This is a genomic window from Streptomyces sp. NBC_01390, assembly GCF_045040105.1.
Taxonomy (GTDB): Bacteria; Actinomycetota; Actinomycetes; order Streptomycetales; family Streptomycetaceae; genus Streptomyces.
Window position 1 is genome coordinate 9,093,765 of the sequence record NZ_CP109551.1, and the last position, 15,515, is coordinate 9,109,279.

A 15,515-nucleotide genomic window follows, 5' to 3' on the forward strand; every position below is an offset into this window, starting at 1 on the left:
CCCCTGAAAGAGGTGTACCGGCTGGATAACGGAGCGGTCCGAAGCCGGAACCATGCACGCGCGCGTGTGTGTCCCCATGGTGTACTCCGCTGGGGCACCGCATGTGGTGTACAAGTCGAAACGGTACGGCCGACGAAGCGAAGTCGATGAACCGAAGCCGATGAACCGAAAGGGGTCGCGATGAGACTGCTCCTCGTCGAGGACGACAACCATGTCGCCGCCGCGCTCTCCGCGGTCCTGGCGCGCCACGGCTTCGCCGTCACCCACGCCCGCAGCGGCGAGGAGGCCCTGCAGGCGCTCGTCCCGGAAGGCAACGGCTTCGGCGTGGTGCTGCTCGACCTGGGCCTGCCCGACCAGGACGGGTACGAGGTGTGCGGCAAGATCCGCAAGCGCACCAACACCCCCGTGATCATGGTCACCGCGCGCTCCGACATCCGCTCCCGCATCCACGGCCTCAACCTCGGCGCCGACGACTACGTCGTGAAGCCGTACGACACCGGGGAACTGCTCGCCCGGATCCACGCCGTCAGCCGGCGCAACGTCCACGAGGACACCGCCGACGCCGCCGAGAACGCGCTGCTCCTGGGCTCGCTGCGGATCGAACTGTCCACCCGGCAGGTCCTCGTGGACGGTTCGGTCGTCCAGTTGACCCGCAAGGAGTTCGATCTGCTCGCCCTCCTCGCGCAGCGTCCCGGAGTGGTGTTCCGACGCGAACAGATCATCAGCGAGGTCTGGCGCACCAGCTGGGAGGGGACCGGCCGCACCCTGGAGGTTCATGTCGCGTCCCTGCGCGCCAAGTTGCGGATGCCGGCGCTGATCGAGACCGTCCGCGGCGTGGGCTATCGGCTCGTCGCCCCGACGCAGTAGCGGGGACAGATCACGGGTGCGCACACGTCTTCTCCCCCTGCTCATCGTCCTGATGGCGGCCGTCCTGCTCGCGCTCGGCATCCCGCTCGCCATCAGCGTGGCCGGCGCGCAGCAGCAGACGGTCGTCGTCGACCGGATCGACGACACCGCGCGCTTCGCGGCGCTCGCCCAGTTCGTCACCGACCGGCCCACCGGGTCCCGCGTCAAGGACGCGGCCACCGACGAGCGCGGCGAGACCCTGCAACGCGAACTCGAGAGCTACTACGACGTCTACGGCATCAGGGCCGGTGTCTTCTACCGCAACGACGCTCCCATGGCCAACGCGCCCGCCGACTGGTACCTGCCGGAAACGGGCGAGGTGCGTGACGCGTTCGCCGAAGCGCTTCTCTCCCGCCGCAGCCACGATCCCGAACAGGTCTGGCCCTGGCAGCGGCACCGGCTCGTCGTCGCGTCGCCGGTCATCCGGGACGGCGACGTCGTGGCCGTCGTGGTCACCGACTCGCCCACCGGGCAGATGCGTTCGCGGACGCTCCACGGCTGGCTCGTCATCGGGGCCGGCGAGATCGCCGCGATGCTGCTCGCCGTAGGAGCCGCGCTGCGCCTCACCGGTTGGGTGCTCAAACCCGTACGTGTGCTCGACGCCACCACGCACCACATCGCGACCGGCAGCCTGAAGTCCCGGGTCGCGGTGGCCGGCGGGCCGCCGGAACTCAGACGGCTGGCCCGGTCGTTCAACGAGATGGCGGACAACGTCGAGGACGTGCTTGAGCAGCAGCGTGCCTTCGTCGCCGACGCCTCGCACCAGTTGCGCAACCCGCTCTCGGCGCTGCTGCTGCGGATCGAACTGCTCGCACTCGAACTGCCGGAGGGAAACGAGGAGATCGCCTCGGTCCAGACCGAGGGCAAGCGCCTGGCCGAGGTCCTGGACGACCTCCTCGACCTGGCGCTGGCCGAGCACGCCGAGGCGCACCTCGTCCTCACCGACATCGGCGCGCTGACTGCCGAACGCGTCGCGGCCTGGACCCCGCTCGCCGAGGCCAAGGGCGTACGCCTGCTCGGCGACTGCCCGGCCACCACCGCGTGGGCCGACCCGGTCACGCTGTCCAGCGCCCTGGACGCGGTGATCGACAACGCCGTGAAGTTCACGCCCGAGGACGAGCGCGTACAGGTGTCGGTGGCGTCGAACGGGGAGATCTCGACCGTCGTGGTCACCGACGGCGGCCCGGGTCTCACCGACGACGAACTCGCCCGTATCGGCGACCGCTTCTGGCGCAGCGGCCGGCACCAGAACGTGAAGGGCTCGGGCCTCGGCCTGTCCATCTCCCGGGTCCTGCTGGCGGCGGGCGGCGGCACGATCTCGTACGACCATCACGAGCCGCACGGCCTGAAGGTGACGGTGCGGGTGCCGAGGTCGGGCCCGGCGTCCTGAGAGTCCCGCATCCTGAGGGGCCCGCGCCACGACAGGCCTACGGTTTGACCGAGCGGTAGTAGCGCCGGGCGCCCTCGTGCAGGGCCAGCGGGTCGGTGTAGATGGCGGTCCGCAGGTCCACGAGCTGCGCCGAGTGGACGTTGGCGCCGATACGGTCCCGGCTGTTGATCACCGACCGGGTCAGCCACTCGGTGAGCCTCGGGTCCATGTCCTCGCGGGTCATGAGCAGGTTGGACACCGCGAGCGTCGCCACGGTCGAGCCGTCCTGGATGGACGGGTAGGCCGACTCGGGCATGTTGGTGGCCCGGTAGTAGCGGGAGGCCCCGCCCTGTTCGTGCAGCCTGGTGACCAGCTCCGCGTCGATCGGGATGAAGCGGAAGGGGAAGCTCTTGGCCAGCTGCACCAGACCGTTCGTGGGCAGCCCGCCCGACCAGAAGAAGGCGTCGATCTGGCCACGCTGGAGCCGCTCGGGCCCGGTGCTGATGCCGTCGGCGAAGGGTTTGATGTCCTTGGCGGGGTCGAGGCCGGCGGCGACGAGAATCTTGTTTGCGATCAGCCGTACGCCCGAGCTCTCCGGCCCTATGGAGACCCGCTTGCCCCGCAGATCTCCCAACGTGTTGATCTTCGAGTCACGCGGAACAACGAGCTGCATGTAGTCGTCGTACAGACGCGCGACCCCACGCAGTTTGTCGGCCCCGGGCAGTCGTTGCAGTTCGTACGTCTCCACGGCGTCGGCCGCCGCGATGGTGAAGTCCGCCTTGCCCGTGGCCACACGTCGGACGTTCTCCTGGGACCCCTGGCTGGTCAGCATCCGTACGTCCAGGTTCGGCATGTCCTTCGCGAAGGCCGCACGGAGCCCCGATCCGTACTGCTGGTAGACGCCGGAAGGTGTCCCGGTGCTGAACGTGATCGTCCCGCCCGGGGGCGCCTCGTCCAGCGGCAGCAGCCACCACAGCAGCAGCCCGAAGGCCACGAAACCGGCGGCCGAGCCCATGAGGGCGTGTCGCCTGCGGATCCGGAGCACCTTGAACATGGGCGAGATCCTGCCAGTACGGGCCCCGTACTGGCCAGGAAAAAGGAGGGAGGGGAAGGGATCGCTAGAGTCACCGCATGCGCCCCGGTACCTCTGCTTCCGCCACTCCCTCCGCCGCCGCCTCGCCCGTCGACCTCGTCCGGGAATTCCACCTCGCCTTCGGCCTGGACACCCGCAGTACGCCTGCCGAGGTCTCCCCGCAGCTCGCGGCGCACCGGGGTGAACTGCTCGCGGAAGAGGCCGCGGAGGTCGCCGAGGTCTCGGTCACCGGCCCGCTGGACCGCCTGGCGCACGAGCTGGCCGACGTCGTGTACGTGGCGTACGGCACGGCCCTGGTCCACGGCATCGACCTCGACGCGGTGATCGCGGAGATCCACCGGGCCAACATGACCAAGCTGAGCCCCGACGGCATGGTCGCCCGCAGGGCCGACGGCAAGGTGCTCAAGGGCGACCACTACCGGGCCCCGGACGTCGCAGCCGTCCTGCGCGACCAGGGGTGGCAGGCGGGCGAGCGGTAACCCGTACGGCCCTGCTTCACGCACCGCCTACCCTAGTCGCATGAGCAGCAGTGACCGGATCCAGGCCGTGGACGTCAAGACATACGAAGTGCGCACCTATGGGTGCCAGATGAACGTCCACGATTCCGAGCGATTGTCCGGTCTGCTGGAGAACGCCGGTTACGTGCGGGCGCCCGAGGGTGCGGACGGTGACGCGGACGTCGTCGTCTTCAACACCTGTGCCGTGCGCGAGAACGCCGACAACAAGCTGTACGGCAACCTCGGCCGGCTCGCGCCGATGAAGACGAAGCGTCCCGGGATGCAGATCGCCGTGGGCGGCTGTCTCGCACAGAAGGACCGCGACACCATCGTGAAGCGGGCGCCCTGGGTGGACGTCGTCTTCGGTACGCACAACATCGGCAAGCTGCCCGTGCTGCTCGAACGCGCGCGCGTGCAGGAAGAGGCGCAGGTCGAGATCGCCGAGTCCCTGGAGGCGTTCCCGTCGACGCTGCCTACGCGGCGCGAGAGCGCGTACGCGGCCTGGGTGTCGATCTCCGTCGGCTGCAACAACACGTGCACCTTCTGCATCGTCCCGGCCCTGCGCGGCAAGGAGAAGGACCGCCGTACCGGCGACATCCTCGCCGAGATCGAGGCGCTGGTCGGCGAGGGCGTCTCCGAGATCACCCTGCTCGGCCAGAACGTCAACGCGTACGGCTCCGACATCGGGGACCGGGAGGCCTTCAGCAAGCTGCTGCGGGCCTGCGGGAAGATCGACGGCCTGGAGCGCGTCCGCTTCACCTCCCCGCACCCGCGCGACTTCACGGACGACGTGATCGCCGCGATGGCCGAGACCCCGAACGTGATGCCGCAGCTCCACATGCCCATGCAGTCCGGCTCGGACACGATCCTCAAGGCGATGCGCCGGTCGTACCGCCAGGACCGCTACCTCGGGATCATCGAGAAGGTGCGGGCGGCCATCCCGCACGCGGCGATCACCTCCGACATCATCGTGGGCTTCCCCGGCGAGACCGAGGAGGACTTCGAGCAGACGATGCACGCGGTGCGCGAGGCACGGTTCGCACAGGCGTTCACCTTCCAGTACTCCAAGCGGCCCGGCACGCCTGCCGCCACCATGGACAACCAGATCCCCAAGGAGGTCGTCCAGGCGCGTTACCTGCGTCTCGCCGCTCTCCAGGAGGAGATCTCCTGGGAGGAGAACAAGAAGCAGATCGGCCGCACCCTGGAGCTGATGGTCGCCGAGGGCGAGGGCCGCAAGGACGGCGCCACCCACCGGCTCTCCGGCCGTGCCCCCGACAACCGCCTGGTCCACTTCACGAAGCCCGACACCGCGGTGCGCCCGGGGGACGTGGTGACGGTGGAGATCACGTATGCCGCCCCGCACCACCTCCTCGCCGAGGGCGCCGTCCTGAACGTGCGTCCCACGCGCGCGGGTGACGCCTGGGAGAAGCGCAACACCGCGGAGGCCGCGAAGCCGGCGGGCGTCATGCTCGGTCTGCCGGGGATCGGGGCTCCGGCTCCGCTGCCGGTGGCCGCCGGAAGCGGCTGCGGCTGCGACTGACGTCCTGGCACAATACGGACAGGGAAGGGGCATCACATGTTGCCGTACAGCGTCGCGTTCACCGAACAGGCCGCCAAAGTGCGCGACAGCCTGACCGCCGACAGGCGCGACCTGCTGGAGCGTGGCCTGGCCATACTGTCGACCGACCCGCGGCACAAGCTCTCCCATTCCGTCCTCGGCGACGAGTTCACACGCGGACTCGCCCTGTCGCGCAATCTCTTCATCGAGTACGTGATCACTGAGGGCAAGCTCGTGGTCCTCGTGCTGACGGTCATCGACCTGACCGACGTGCTCTTCGAGGACTGACACCGGTCCGTCCTGCGGGGTTACGCTGCCGATCATGCTTGTCGCCGCCGCCGTCTGCCCCTGTCCGCCGCTCCTCGTGCCCGACGTGGCCGCGGGCGCCGCTCCCGAGCTGGACGCCGCCCGCACCGCCTGTACGGACGCGCTGGGCGTCCTCGCGGCCTCCCGCCCGGACCGTCTGCTGGTCGTCGGCCCCGCCGAAGAGAGCGGACGTGGACCGCACCCGGCGGGCACGCGGGGCTCGTTCCGCGGCTTCGGGGTGGACCTCGACGTGACGCTGGGCGCCGGGACCGCGGCAGCGGCAGCGGAGGAACGGAAGCTGCCCCCGGCACTCGCGGTCGCCGCGTGGCTGCTGGAGCGGACCGGCTGGTCGGAGGCGCCCGTGGAGGGGCTGGGTGTGGGGGAGCCGCTGGCGGCCGAGCGATGCGTCGAGGTCGGCAGGGGGATCGGCAGGCAGTCGCAGCGGGTGGCCCTGCTCGTGATGGGCGACGCCAGCGCGTGCCGCACGCTCAAGTCGCCGGGGTACCTGGACGAGCGGGCCGCAGGGTTCGACGCGGAGGTCGCGAGGGCGTTGGGGGCGGCGGACGTGTCGGCGCTCAAGGCGCTGGACGCGGAACTGGCGTACGAGCTGAAGGCCTCGGGCCGGGCGCCCTGGCAGGTCCTCGCGGGCGCGGCCGAGAACACCGGCCTCGCGGGCACACTGCTGTACGAGGACGCGCCCTACGGCGTCGGTTACGTGGTCGCGGCCTGGTCGTAGCGTCGCCGGCCGGGCGCGCGGCCTGCGCTGGTGCCGTGACACGGCGGACGGCCGGGAGCCCGTCGCTCCGCGGCCGTCCGCCGATGTGCCGTGCGAGGTGTCGTGCTGTCGTGCGTGCCGGTCAGGAAGCCGGCGGCGGTGCGTCCGGCGGTGTGAAGGTGTCGTCCGGGGTGCCACCGTCCCTGTGAGCGAGTCGGTCCACGGCGCCCTTGGCCTTGCCGGTGCCCGTATGGATCTTGTCGCTGTACTTGCCCTTGGTCTTCTCGTCGACCACCTTCGCGGCCTTGTCGAGACCTCGCTCGATCTGGCCCTCGTGCTGGTGCGCGAAGTCCGCGACCTTCTCCTTGGCCGGGGCGAGCTTTGCCTTCAGATTGTCCAGCAGACCCATGGTTCGCCTTCCCTCGCGGGCAGTTACTTGCGGGCGCCCTCACCGGCCTCGCTGTCGGCGGCCTCCTCGGCGGACTGCTGCTTGGGAATCTCGACGCCCTCGGTGGCGGGTACGGCCACGGCCTCCGTCTTCTCCGCCGTGATCTCCGTCTCGGCACCGCTGCCGGCCTCGTGCGACCCCTTCGCCGCTTCCGTCTCCTCCGCCGCCGGCTCTTCCGTCACGACGACGGACTGCTCGTCGGCGGTCGACGCCTCCTCCGTGGTCTTCGACCGTCCAAGAAGCCGTGCAAAAACGCCCATATCCACTCCATACGTTACTCGTGCGGGCGAAATCCCGCGTAGCCCGGTGCGTCCGTTTGCGTCGCCCCCGTCACCGCCACTCGAATCCGGCGGCGCGAACCTCGCAACTGGCAACGACCCCGGACCCCCGCCGTCACGTCGCTCGTTCGAGGAGAGGTCCGGGGTTTGCGAGACTGTGGCGGTGAGCAGCGCAGCCCCCACCCCACGAGTCATCGCCGTCGTCGGCCCCACCGCAGCCGGAAAGTCCGATCTGGGCGTCTTTCTCGCTCAGCGTCTCGGTGGCGAGGTCGTCAACGCCGACTCGATGCAGCTCTACCGAGGGATGGACATCGGTACCGCCAAGTTGACGCCCGAGGAGCGCGGCGGCATCCCGCACCACCTGTTGGACATCTGGGACGTGACCGTCGCGGCGAGCGTCGCCGAATACCAGCGCCTCGCCCGCGAACGGATCGACGCGCTGCTCGCCGAGGGGCGCTGGCCGGTGCTGGTCGGTGGCTCCGGCCTGTACGTCCGAGCGGCCGTCGACAACCTGGAGTTCCCCGGCACCGACCCCGAGGTCAGGGCTCGGCTGGAGGAGGAGCTCACCCTGCGCGGCTCCGGCGCCCTGCACGCACGGCTGGCCGCCGCCGACCCCGAGGCCGCGCTGGCGATCCTGCCCAGCAACGGCCGCCGTATCGTCCGGGCGCTGGAGGTCATCGAGATCACCGGCAAGCCGTTCACCGCCAACCTTCCGGGCCACGACTCCGTGTATGACACCGTGCAGATCGGCGTCGACGTGTCCCGCCCCGAACTGGACGAGCGCATCGCCCGCCGGGTCGACCGGATGTGGGCGGCGGGGCTCGTGGACGAGGTGCGCGCGCTGGAGGCGCGCGGCCTGCGCGAGGGGCTCACGGCGTCGCGCGCGCTGGGCTACCAGCAGGTGCTCGCGGCGCTCGCCGGGGAGTACGGCGAGGACGACGCGCGAGCCGAGACCGTGCGCGCCACCAAGCGCTTCGCGCGCCGTCAGGATTCGTGGTTCAGGCGCGATCCCAGGGTGCACTGGTTGAGTGGGGCTGCGGCGGATCTCACAGAACTTCCGCACCTCGCACTGGCGTTGCTCGAACGACCGGTCACAGCCTGATCACGTCATGGCATCGGGACGCTCCGGCCGTCATCCAGGCCTCCGGCGCCGTGCCATCATCGAGCTTCGATCGACCAAGTGGAGTCCGAGTTGGGAGGGCGCGTGGCGATGGAGGCCGGCCCTCGCGACACCGCACAAGGCGCGGGACACGTCACCGGTGACGGTGGCGAAGCGGAACAGGGCGAGGACCGTCTGAGCCCGGACGGGCCCGACGAGACACAGGACGGCGTGACCGCCGACGGACCCGAACCGGACGAGATGTTCCTCGGGCCCGAGGTCGAGGTCGAGCTGCGACCGCAGCGCCGCCTGCGCATCTGGCAGCTCGCTCCGATCGTGGTCCTGGCAGCGCTTGGCTCCCTGATGTTCGCCTTCCCCCTGGCGTTCGACTTCGGCGACAGCGGAGCCGTGATCGCCATGCTGGGGCTGCTCATCTGCTCCTGCGCCGCGGGCTGGGGGATGATGGCCGCGCGCCGGGTCGGCTACACGGCTCCGGGGCTCGGCGAGGACCGCAGACGGGACTGGCGGGTCGTGTCGGCGTACGTCGTGACGGTGGTCGTGGTCATCGGGCTCGCCGTGTGGCGGGTCGCCCGGCTCCGCTGAGCCCTGTCGGCACGCCGCCGGGCCGAAGTGCCACCCCGTACGATCGGGGAATGAGCACGCGGATCGCCTTCCTCAAGGGCCACGGGACCGAGAACGACTTCGTGATCGTCCCCGACCCCGAGAACGTCATCGACCTCACCCCGGCCGCCGTCGCCGCCCTGTGCGACCGGCGTGCGGGCATCGGGGGTGACGGACTGCTGCACGTCGTACGGTCCGCCGCGCATCCCGAGGCGAAGGGCATGGCGGCCGAGGCGGAGTGGTTCATGGACTACCGCAACGGCGACGGCTCCGTCGCGGAGATGTGCGGCAACGGGGTGCGGGTCTTCGCCCGCTACCTCCAGCGGGCCGGACAGGTGACCGAGGGGGACCTCAAGGTCGCCACGCGCGGAGGCGTGAAGAGCGTGCACCTCGCCAAGGAGGGCGACGTCACCGTCGGTATGGGCAAGGCACTCCTCCCCGAAGGGGAGGTGGTGGTGCGGGTGGGTGAGCGCAGCTGGCCCGCGCGGAACGTGAACATGGGCAACCCGCACGCGATCGCCTTCGTGGACGACCTCGCGCACGCGGGCGACCTGTTCACCGCGCCGCCGGTCAGCCCGGCCTCGGTGTATCCGGACGGCGTCAACGTCGAGTTCGTGGTCGACCGGGGCCCCGGGCATGTCGCGCTGCGCGTGCACGAGCGTGGGTCCGGCGAGACCCGCTCCTGCGGCACGGGCGCGTGTGCTGTCGCCGTGGCCACCGCCCGGCGCGACGGCGCCGACCCGGCCGCGAGCGGAACCCCGGTGACGTACACCGTCGATGTGCCCGGCGGGCGCCTCGTGATCACCGAGAGGGCCGACGGTGAGATCGAGATGACCGGTCCCGCGGTGATCGTCGCCGAGGGTGAGATCGATGCGGAATGGCTGGAAACCGCGCTGATCTGACGTGGTCGGCGGCTGGGTATCGCAGCCCATGAGGTCTCTGGACCGTGGAAACACAGTTCCTGAGATCTGCCGAAGCCCGAAGGCAGGATGAATCGCGACCGGCCCGGCCTGAAAACACAGTGTCCTGAAGTGTCGCTCGAATGGGTGATCCGTTTCACGCTCGACGAGAGGTGGTCAGTCGCGCGTGATGGGCTCGGTAGCATCAAGCACCGGCCCGGACGGGGGAACAACATCATCCCCTGAGCCGCCGTCCGCCATGGGGCATCCCGTCCGCCGGTCCAGGTAGCCGGAGGTGCCCATGAGTGCGGAGGCCACGAATCCCGCGAGCCCAGGTGCTGTGACGTCCTCGCCCAAGCTCGCGGCCTCGCTGGAACAGGACGGGCCCCCGTCGCCCCGTCGGCGGACCCGCCCCCGGATCGACCTGCGCCGACTGGGCAGAGCGGCGTTCCTCGGCTCCGCGACCCGCGACCGGCTGCCCGACGCCATCGGTCACGTCGTCGAGGCGCACCGCGCCCACCACCCCGACGCCGACCTGGAACCGCTGCGCCGGGCCTACGTCCTGGCCGAGTCCTCGCACCGCGGCCAGATGCGCAAGAGCGGCGAGCCGTACATCACGCACCCGCTCGCGGTGACCCTGATCCTCGCCGAACTCGGCGCCGAGACCACGACTTTGACGGCGTCTCTGCTCCACGACACCGTCGAGGACACGGACGTGACGCTGGATCAGGTCGGCGAGGAGTTCGGCGCCGAGGTCCGCTACATCGTCGACGGCGTCACCAAGCTGGAGAAGGTCGACTACGGCACCGCCGCCGAGCCCGAGACCTTCCGCAAGATGCTCGTCGCCACCGGGAACGACGTCCGCGTGATGTCGATCAAACTCGCCGACCGTCTGCACAACATGCGCACCCTGGGTGTGATGCGCCCCGAGAAGCAGGAGCGCATCGCCAAGGTGACCCGGGACGTGCTCATCCCGCTCGCCGAACGCCTCGGTGTCCAGGCGCTCAAGACCGAACTGGAAGACCTGGTCTTCGCGATCCTGCACCCCGAGGAGTACCAGCACACCCGGGAGCTGATCGTCGACAACGCGTCCCGCGCGGACGACCCGCTCGCGGAGATCGCCGACGAGGTGCGCGCGGTACTGCGCGACTCGGGGATCCAGGCCGAAGTCCTCATCCGGCCACGGCACTTCGTGTCCCTGCACCGGGCGTCCCGCAAACGCGGCCGGCTGCGCGGCTCCGACTTCGGGCGGGTCCTGGTGCTCGTCAACGAGGACGCCGACTGCTACGGCGTACTGGGCGAGCTCCACACCTGTATGACGCCCGTCGTCTCGGAGTTCAAGGACTTCATCGCCGTCCCCAAGTTCAACCTGTACCAGTCGCTGCACACCGCCGTCGCCCGTGCGGACGGCCAGGTCGCCGAAGTGCTCATCCGTACCCACCAGATGCACAAGGCCGCCGAGGCCGGTGTCATCGCGCTCGGCAATCCCTACGCTCCTCCTTCGGAGGAGCAGTCAGGCAGCGACCCGGCGCCGACCGACCCCGACGGCGAGCGCATCGACCCCACCCGGCCCGGCTGGCTGTCCCGTCTCCTCGACTGGCAGGAGGCAGCGCCCGACCCCGACACCTTCTGGTCGACCCTGCGCGAGGATCTGGCCCAGGACCGCGAGATCACCGTCTTCCGGGCCGACGGGGGCTCGTTGGGGCTGCCCGAGGGCGCGAGTTGCGTGGACGCCGCGTACGCGCAGTACGGCGAGGACGCGCACGCCTGTATCGGCGCCCGGGTCAACGGCCGGCTGGCGACGCTGAGCACGGTTCTGCGGGACGGCGACACGGTCCAGCTCCTCATGGGTCAGGACCCGGCCTCCGAGCCCTCCAGAGAGTGGCTGGAGCACGCCCGCACGCCCGTCGCCAGGATCGCCATCCAGCGCTGGCTGGCCGCCCATCCGACGCACGACGATCCGGTGCACGGGCCCGAGGCCTCCGGTGACCCCGCCGAGGCCGCCCGCGCGGCCGTCGACGCCCGCTCCGCCCAGGACGGCTCCGACGCACCCCCGGCCGCCGCGACCGCCGTCGTCGACCAGCCCGGCGCGACCGTACGGCTGGCGGGCTGCTGTACGCCCGTACCGCCCGACGAGGTCACCGGCTTCGCCGTGCGCGGGGGGGTGGTGACCGTCCACCGGGTGGAGTGCTCCGGGGTGGCGCACATGAAGAGCACCGGGCGCGCGGAGGTCGGTGTGCACTGGGGTGACACCACCGAGGCCCGGGTCACCCTGGTCGCCGAATCGTTTGGGCGGCCCCATCTGCTGGCCGACCTCACCGAAGCCATCGCCCTGGAGGGCGTCGCCATCGTCTCGGCGACCGTCGAGCCCCCCAGCCAGCAGCGCGTACGCCACACCTACACGCTCCAACTCCCCGACGCCGCGCACCTTCCGGCCCTCATGCGGGCCATGCGCAACGTGCCGGGTGTGTACGACGTGAGCCGGGCGCAGCATCACGTGGCGGTTCCCTGAGGTACCCGTTCGGGTGGGCCCGGCGCGAGTCGCCGCCCTCCGGCGGGCGGGCGCTGGTAGCGATGGTGCATGCTGCTCAACCCCCGTACCCGGTTCACGTCGGCGCTGCTCGCCTCCGCCGTCTCCGTCTGCCTCGTCGCCGCGAGTGCGCCCGCGGCTCCCCTGGGCGTCGGCGACCGCCTCTTCCCGCACCTGGGCAACCCCGGGTACGACGTGGCGTCGTACGACCTCGCCTTCAGCTATCCGGGAACCAACAACAAGCCACTGTCCGCCGTCACGACCATCGACGCCTGGACGACCACCCCGCTGGAACGGATCAACCTCGACTTCTCCCACGGCACGGTCGCCTCGGTCGAGGTCGACGGGGAGCCGGCGTCGTTCACCACTGCCGACGAGGACCTGGTGGTGACGCCCCGGGCGCCGCTGCCCGCCGGGAGCTGGACGCGGATCACCGTGCGGCACACCAGCGACCCCGTGTCGCCGGCCGGGCGGGACGGCGGCTGGGTGCGCACCAACGACGGGCTCGCGATGGCCAACCAGGCCGATGTCGCCCACCTGGTGTTCCCGTGCAACGACCACCCCTCCGACAAGGCGATGTTCACCATCAGGGTCACCGCCCCGAACGGCTACACGGCCGTGGCCAACGGTCTGCCCACCGGCGTCGACCGGGTCGGCACGGCCACGACCTGGACGTACCGCACCCAGCACCCCATGGCCACCGAGCTGGCCCAGGTGTCCGTCGGCCGCTCCACCGTGGTGCACCGCGACGGGCCGCACGGGCTGCCGGTCCGCGATGTCGTCCCCACCAAGGACCGCGCGCTGCTGGAGCCGTGGCTGAAGAAGACGCCCGCGCAGATCGAGTGGCTGGAGAGCAAGGTCGGCCGCTACCCGTTCGAGACGTACGGGCTGCTCATCGCCGAGGCGTCGACGGGCTTCGAACTGGAGACTCAGACCCTCTCTCTCTTCGAGAGAGACCTGTTCACCGAGCCCGCGTACCCCGCCTGGTACGTCGACTCGATCATGGTGCACGAACTGTCCCACCAATGGTTCGGCGACAGCGTCAGTCCCCGCACCTGGTCCGACCTGTGGCTCAACGAAGGGCACGCCACCTGGTACGAGGCCCTGTACGCGGAGGAGAAGGCGGGCCGAAAGCTGGTGGACCGTATGAAGGCGGCGTACGGGGCCTCCGACCGCTGGCGGGCCGCCGGCGGACCACCGGCCGCCCCCAAGGAGCCCAAGCCCGGCCAGAAGATCGGCATCTTCCGCCCGAACGTCTACGACGGGGCAGCCCTCGCCCTCTACGCCCTGCGCCAGGAGATCGGCGGCCCGGCGTTCGCGCGCGTGGAGGAAGCATGGGTGGGCCTCCACAAGGACGGCGTCGCCGGAACCGCCGACTTCGAGCGACTCGCCTCCGACATCGCCGGACGTGATCTGAGCGCGTTCTTCCAGGCCTGGCTGTACGCGGAGAAGACACCGCCGATGCCCGGGCACCCCGACTGGAAGTCCGTCGCGCCCACGGCATAGCGCCGCGAAATAACACCGTGACGAGACGGGGCGTGCCGTGCGACCATCTTCAGGTCGGCGGCGCTGCCCCCGGCTCCACAGGACAGGTTCCGGGAATCTCCCGGGACGCTCGTGCGTTGTGGCAGGTGACGGGGCTCGCTCCGGCACCGCACCCGTAACCCCATCGACGTAAGGACCCAATGACCTCCTCTTCTTCCCCTTCCCAGGACACTGAGCGCTTCGCGCACGCCTACCCCGAAGGTCTTCGGGCCGATGCCCTGATGGAAGAGGACGTCGCCTGGAGCCACGAGATCGACGGAGACCGGGACGGCGACCAGTTCGACCGCTCCGAGCGCGCGGCCCTGCGCCGCGTGGCGGGCCTCTCCACCGAGCTCGAGGACGTCACCGAGGTCGAGTACCGCCAGCTCCGCCTGGAGCGGGTCGTGCTCGTCGGCGTGTGGACCACGGGGACCGTCCGCGACGCGGACAACTCGCTCGCCGAGCTCGCCGCCCTCGCGGAGACCGCGGGCGCGCTGGTGCTCGACGGCGTCGTCCAACGCCGCGACAAGCCCGACGCGGCGACCTTCATCGGCTCCGGCAAGGCCCTGGAGTTGCGTGACATCGTCGTCGAGTCCGGCGCGGACACCGTCATCTGCGACGGTGAGCTCAGCCCCGGCCAGCTCATCGCCCTCGAAGACGTCGTCAAGGTCAAGGTCATCGACCGGACGGCCCTGATCCTCGACATCTTCGCTCAGCACGCCAAGTCCCGGGAGGGCAAGGCGCAGGTCGCGCTCGCGCAGATGCAGTACATGCTGCCGAGGCTCCGCGGCTGGGGTCAGTCGCTGTCCCGTCAGATGGGCGGCGGCAAGGGCGGCGGCCTCGCCACCCGTGGTCCCGGTGAGACCAAGATCGAGACGGACCGGCGGCGGATCCGCGAGAAGATGGCGAAGATGCGCCGGGAAATCGCGGACATGAAGACCGGCCGCGAGATCAAGCGCCAGGAACGCAAGCGCCACAAGGTGCCCTCGGTCGCCATCGCGGGCTACACCAACGCCGGCAAGTCCTCGCTGCTCAACCGCCTCACGGGCGCGGGCGTGCTGGTCGAGAACTCCCTGTTCGCGACCCTCGACCCGACCGTGCGCCGGGCCGAGACCCCCAGCGGGCGGCTGCACACGCTGACCGACACCGTCGGTTTCGTCCGGCACCTGCCGCACCACCTGGTCGAGGCGTTCCGCTCCACGATGGAGGAGGTCGGCGACGCCGACCTGATCCTGCACGTGGTCGACGGTTCGCATCCGGCTCCGGAGGAGCAGCTGGCCGCCGTACGCGAGGTCATCAGGGACGTCGGCGCCACCGGAGTACCCGAGATCGTCGTGATCAACAAGGCGGACGCGGCGGACCCGCTGACGCTGCAGCGGCTGATGCGGATGGAGACGCGTTCCATCGCGGTGTCCGCCCGCACCGGTCAGGGCATCGACGAGCTCCTCGCAATGATCGACAACGAGCTGCCCCGGCCCTCGGTCGAGATCGAGGCGCTCGTGCCGTACACCCACGGCAAGCTGGTCGCCCGTGCCCACACCGACGGCGAGGTGATCTCCGAGGAGCACACCGCGGAGGGCACGCTGCTCAAGGCGCGCGTGCACGAGGAACTGGCGGCGGAGCTGTCGCCGTACGTTCCGGCGGCAGCGGCGCTCTAGGCTCCGCCTGAGGT

General features: G+C 70.5%; 15 protein-coding genes. 12 read left to right on the plus strand and 3 right to left on the minus strand.

Going from position 1 to position 15,515, the window contains the following annotated elements; all coding sequences use genetic code 11:
• Positions 1 to 180: 180 nt before the first annotated feature.
• Both OG241_RS40805 and OG241_RS40810 read left to right on the plus strand, forming a co-directional pair.
• A complete protein-coding gene (locus OG241_RS40805; protein WP_405822859.1) occupies positions 181 to 867 on the plus strand; it encodes a response regulator transcription factor in 687 nt (228 codons plus the stop codon).
• Between the two features lie 16 nt (positions 868 to 883).
• Positions 884 to 2,296: an ATP-binding protein gene (locus OG241_RS40810; RefSeq protein WP_405822861.1), complete on the plus strand. Its 1,413-nt coding sequence runs from the start codon at positions 884 to 886 to the stop codon at positions 2,294 to 2,296.
• A gap of 37 nt (positions 2,297 to 2,333) precedes the next feature.
• Here OG241_RS40810 and OG241_RS40815 read toward each other — a convergent pair whose 3' ends face one another.
• On the minus strand, positions 2,334 to 3,329 hold the full coding sequence (locus OG241_RS40815) for a TAXI family TRAP transporter solute-binding subunit (RefSeq protein ID WP_405822862.1): 996 nt from the start codon (positions 3,327 to 3,329) through the stop codon (positions 2,334 to 2,336).
• Between the two features lie 77 nt (positions 3,330 to 3,406).
• Between OG241_RS40815 and OG241_RS40820 the strand changes: the two genes are divergently transcribed.
• Genes OG241_RS40820 through OG241_RS40835 form a run of 4 tightly spaced genes read left to right on the plus strand, consistent with a single transcriptional unit; the run spans position 3,407 to position 6,465 of the window.
• Complete coding sequence (locus tag OG241_RS40820) at positions 3,407 to 3,847, plus strand: MazG nucleotide pyrophosphohydrolase domain-containing protein (protein ID WP_405822864.1); 441 nt, start codon at positions 3,407 to 3,409, stop codon at positions 3,845 to 3,847.
• A gap of 40 nt (positions 3,848 to 3,887) precedes the next feature.
• Positions 3,888 to 5,405, plus strand: coding sequence for a tRNA (N6-isopentenyl adenosine(37)-C2)-methylthiotransferase MiaB (gene miaB, locus OG241_RS40825; RefSeq protein ID WP_405822865.1), 1,518 nt, complete (start codon positions 3,888 to 3,890; stop codon positions 5,403 to 5,405).
• Between the two features lie 36 nt (positions 5,406 to 5,441).
• Positions 5,442 to 5,711 (plus strand): hypothetical protein, encoded by a 270-nt coding sequence (locus OG241_RS40830; protein ID WP_405822867.1) that lies wholly within the window; start codon positions 5,442 to 5,444, stop codon positions 5,709 to 5,711.
• A gap of 34 nt (positions 5,712 to 5,745) precedes the next feature.
• Positions 5,746 to 6,465, plus strand: coding sequence for a class III extradiol dioxygenase subunit B-like domain-containing protein (locus OG241_RS40835; RefSeq protein WP_405822869.1), 720 nt, complete (start codon positions 5,746 to 5,748; stop codon positions 6,463 to 6,465).
• Between the two features lie 121 nt (positions 6,466 to 6,586).
• Here the strand turns inward: OG241_RS40835 and OG241_RS40840 are convergent, their stop codons facing one another.
• The gene (locus OG241_RS40840; RefSeq protein ID WP_405822870.1) at positions 6,587 to 6,853 is read right to left on the minus strand and encodes an antitoxin; all 267 of its coding nucleotides are present in this window, start codon (positions 6,851 to 6,853) and stop codon (positions 6,587 to 6,589) included.
• A gap of 23 nt (positions 6,854 to 6,876) precedes the next feature.
• The gene (locus OG241_RS40845) at positions 6,877 to 7,152 is read right to left on the minus strand and encodes a hypothetical protein (protein WP_405822871.1); all 276 of its coding nucleotides are present in this window, start codon (positions 7,150 to 7,152) and stop codon (positions 6,877 to 6,879) included.
• Between the two features lie 181 nt (positions 7,153 to 7,333).
• On the opposite strand from OG241_RS40845, the gene miaA reads away from it, so the two are divergent.
• From miaA to hflX, 6 genes are all read left to right on the plus strand, one after another.
• Complete coding sequence (miaA, locus tag OG241_RS40850; protein WP_405822873.1) at positions 7,334 to 8,272, plus strand: tRNA (adenosine(37)-N6)-dimethylallyltransferase MiaA; 939 nt, start codon at positions 7,334 to 7,336, stop codon at positions 8,270 to 8,272.
• Between the two features lie 108 nt (positions 8,273 to 8,380).
• On the plus strand, positions 8,381 to 8,872 hold the full coding sequence (locus tag OG241_RS40855) for a hypothetical protein (RefSeq protein WP_405826712.1): 492 nt from the start codon (positions 8,381 to 8,383) through the stop codon (positions 8,870 to 8,872).
• Positions 8,873 to 8,922: 50 nt separating this feature from the next.
• A complete protein-coding gene (dapF, locus tag OG241_RS40860; RefSeq protein ID WP_405822875.1) occupies positions 8,923 to 9,792 on the plus strand; it encodes a diaminopimelate epimerase in 870 nt (289 codons plus the stop codon).
• Positions 9,793 to 10,090: 298 nt separating this feature from the next.
• Positions 10,091 to 12,301, plus strand: coding sequence for a RelA/SpoT family protein (locus OG241_RS40865; protein WP_405822877.1), 2,211 nt, complete (start codon positions 10,091 to 10,093; stop codon positions 12,299 to 12,301).
• Between the two features lie 69 nt (positions 12,302 to 12,370).
• The gene (locus tag OG241_RS40870) at positions 12,371 to 13,825 is read left to right on the plus strand and encodes a M1 family metallopeptidase (RefSeq protein ID WP_405822878.1); all 1,455 of its coding nucleotides are present in this window, start codon (positions 12,371 to 12,373) and stop codon (positions 13,823 to 13,825) included.
• Positions 13,826 to 14,004: 179 nt separating this feature from the next.
• Entirely contained in the window at positions 14,005 to 15,501 is a 1,497-nt protein-coding gene (gene hflX, locus OG241_RS40875; RefSeq protein ID WP_405822880.1) for a GTPase HflX, read from the plus strand.
• Positions 15,502 to 15,515: the final 14 nt, after the last annotated feature.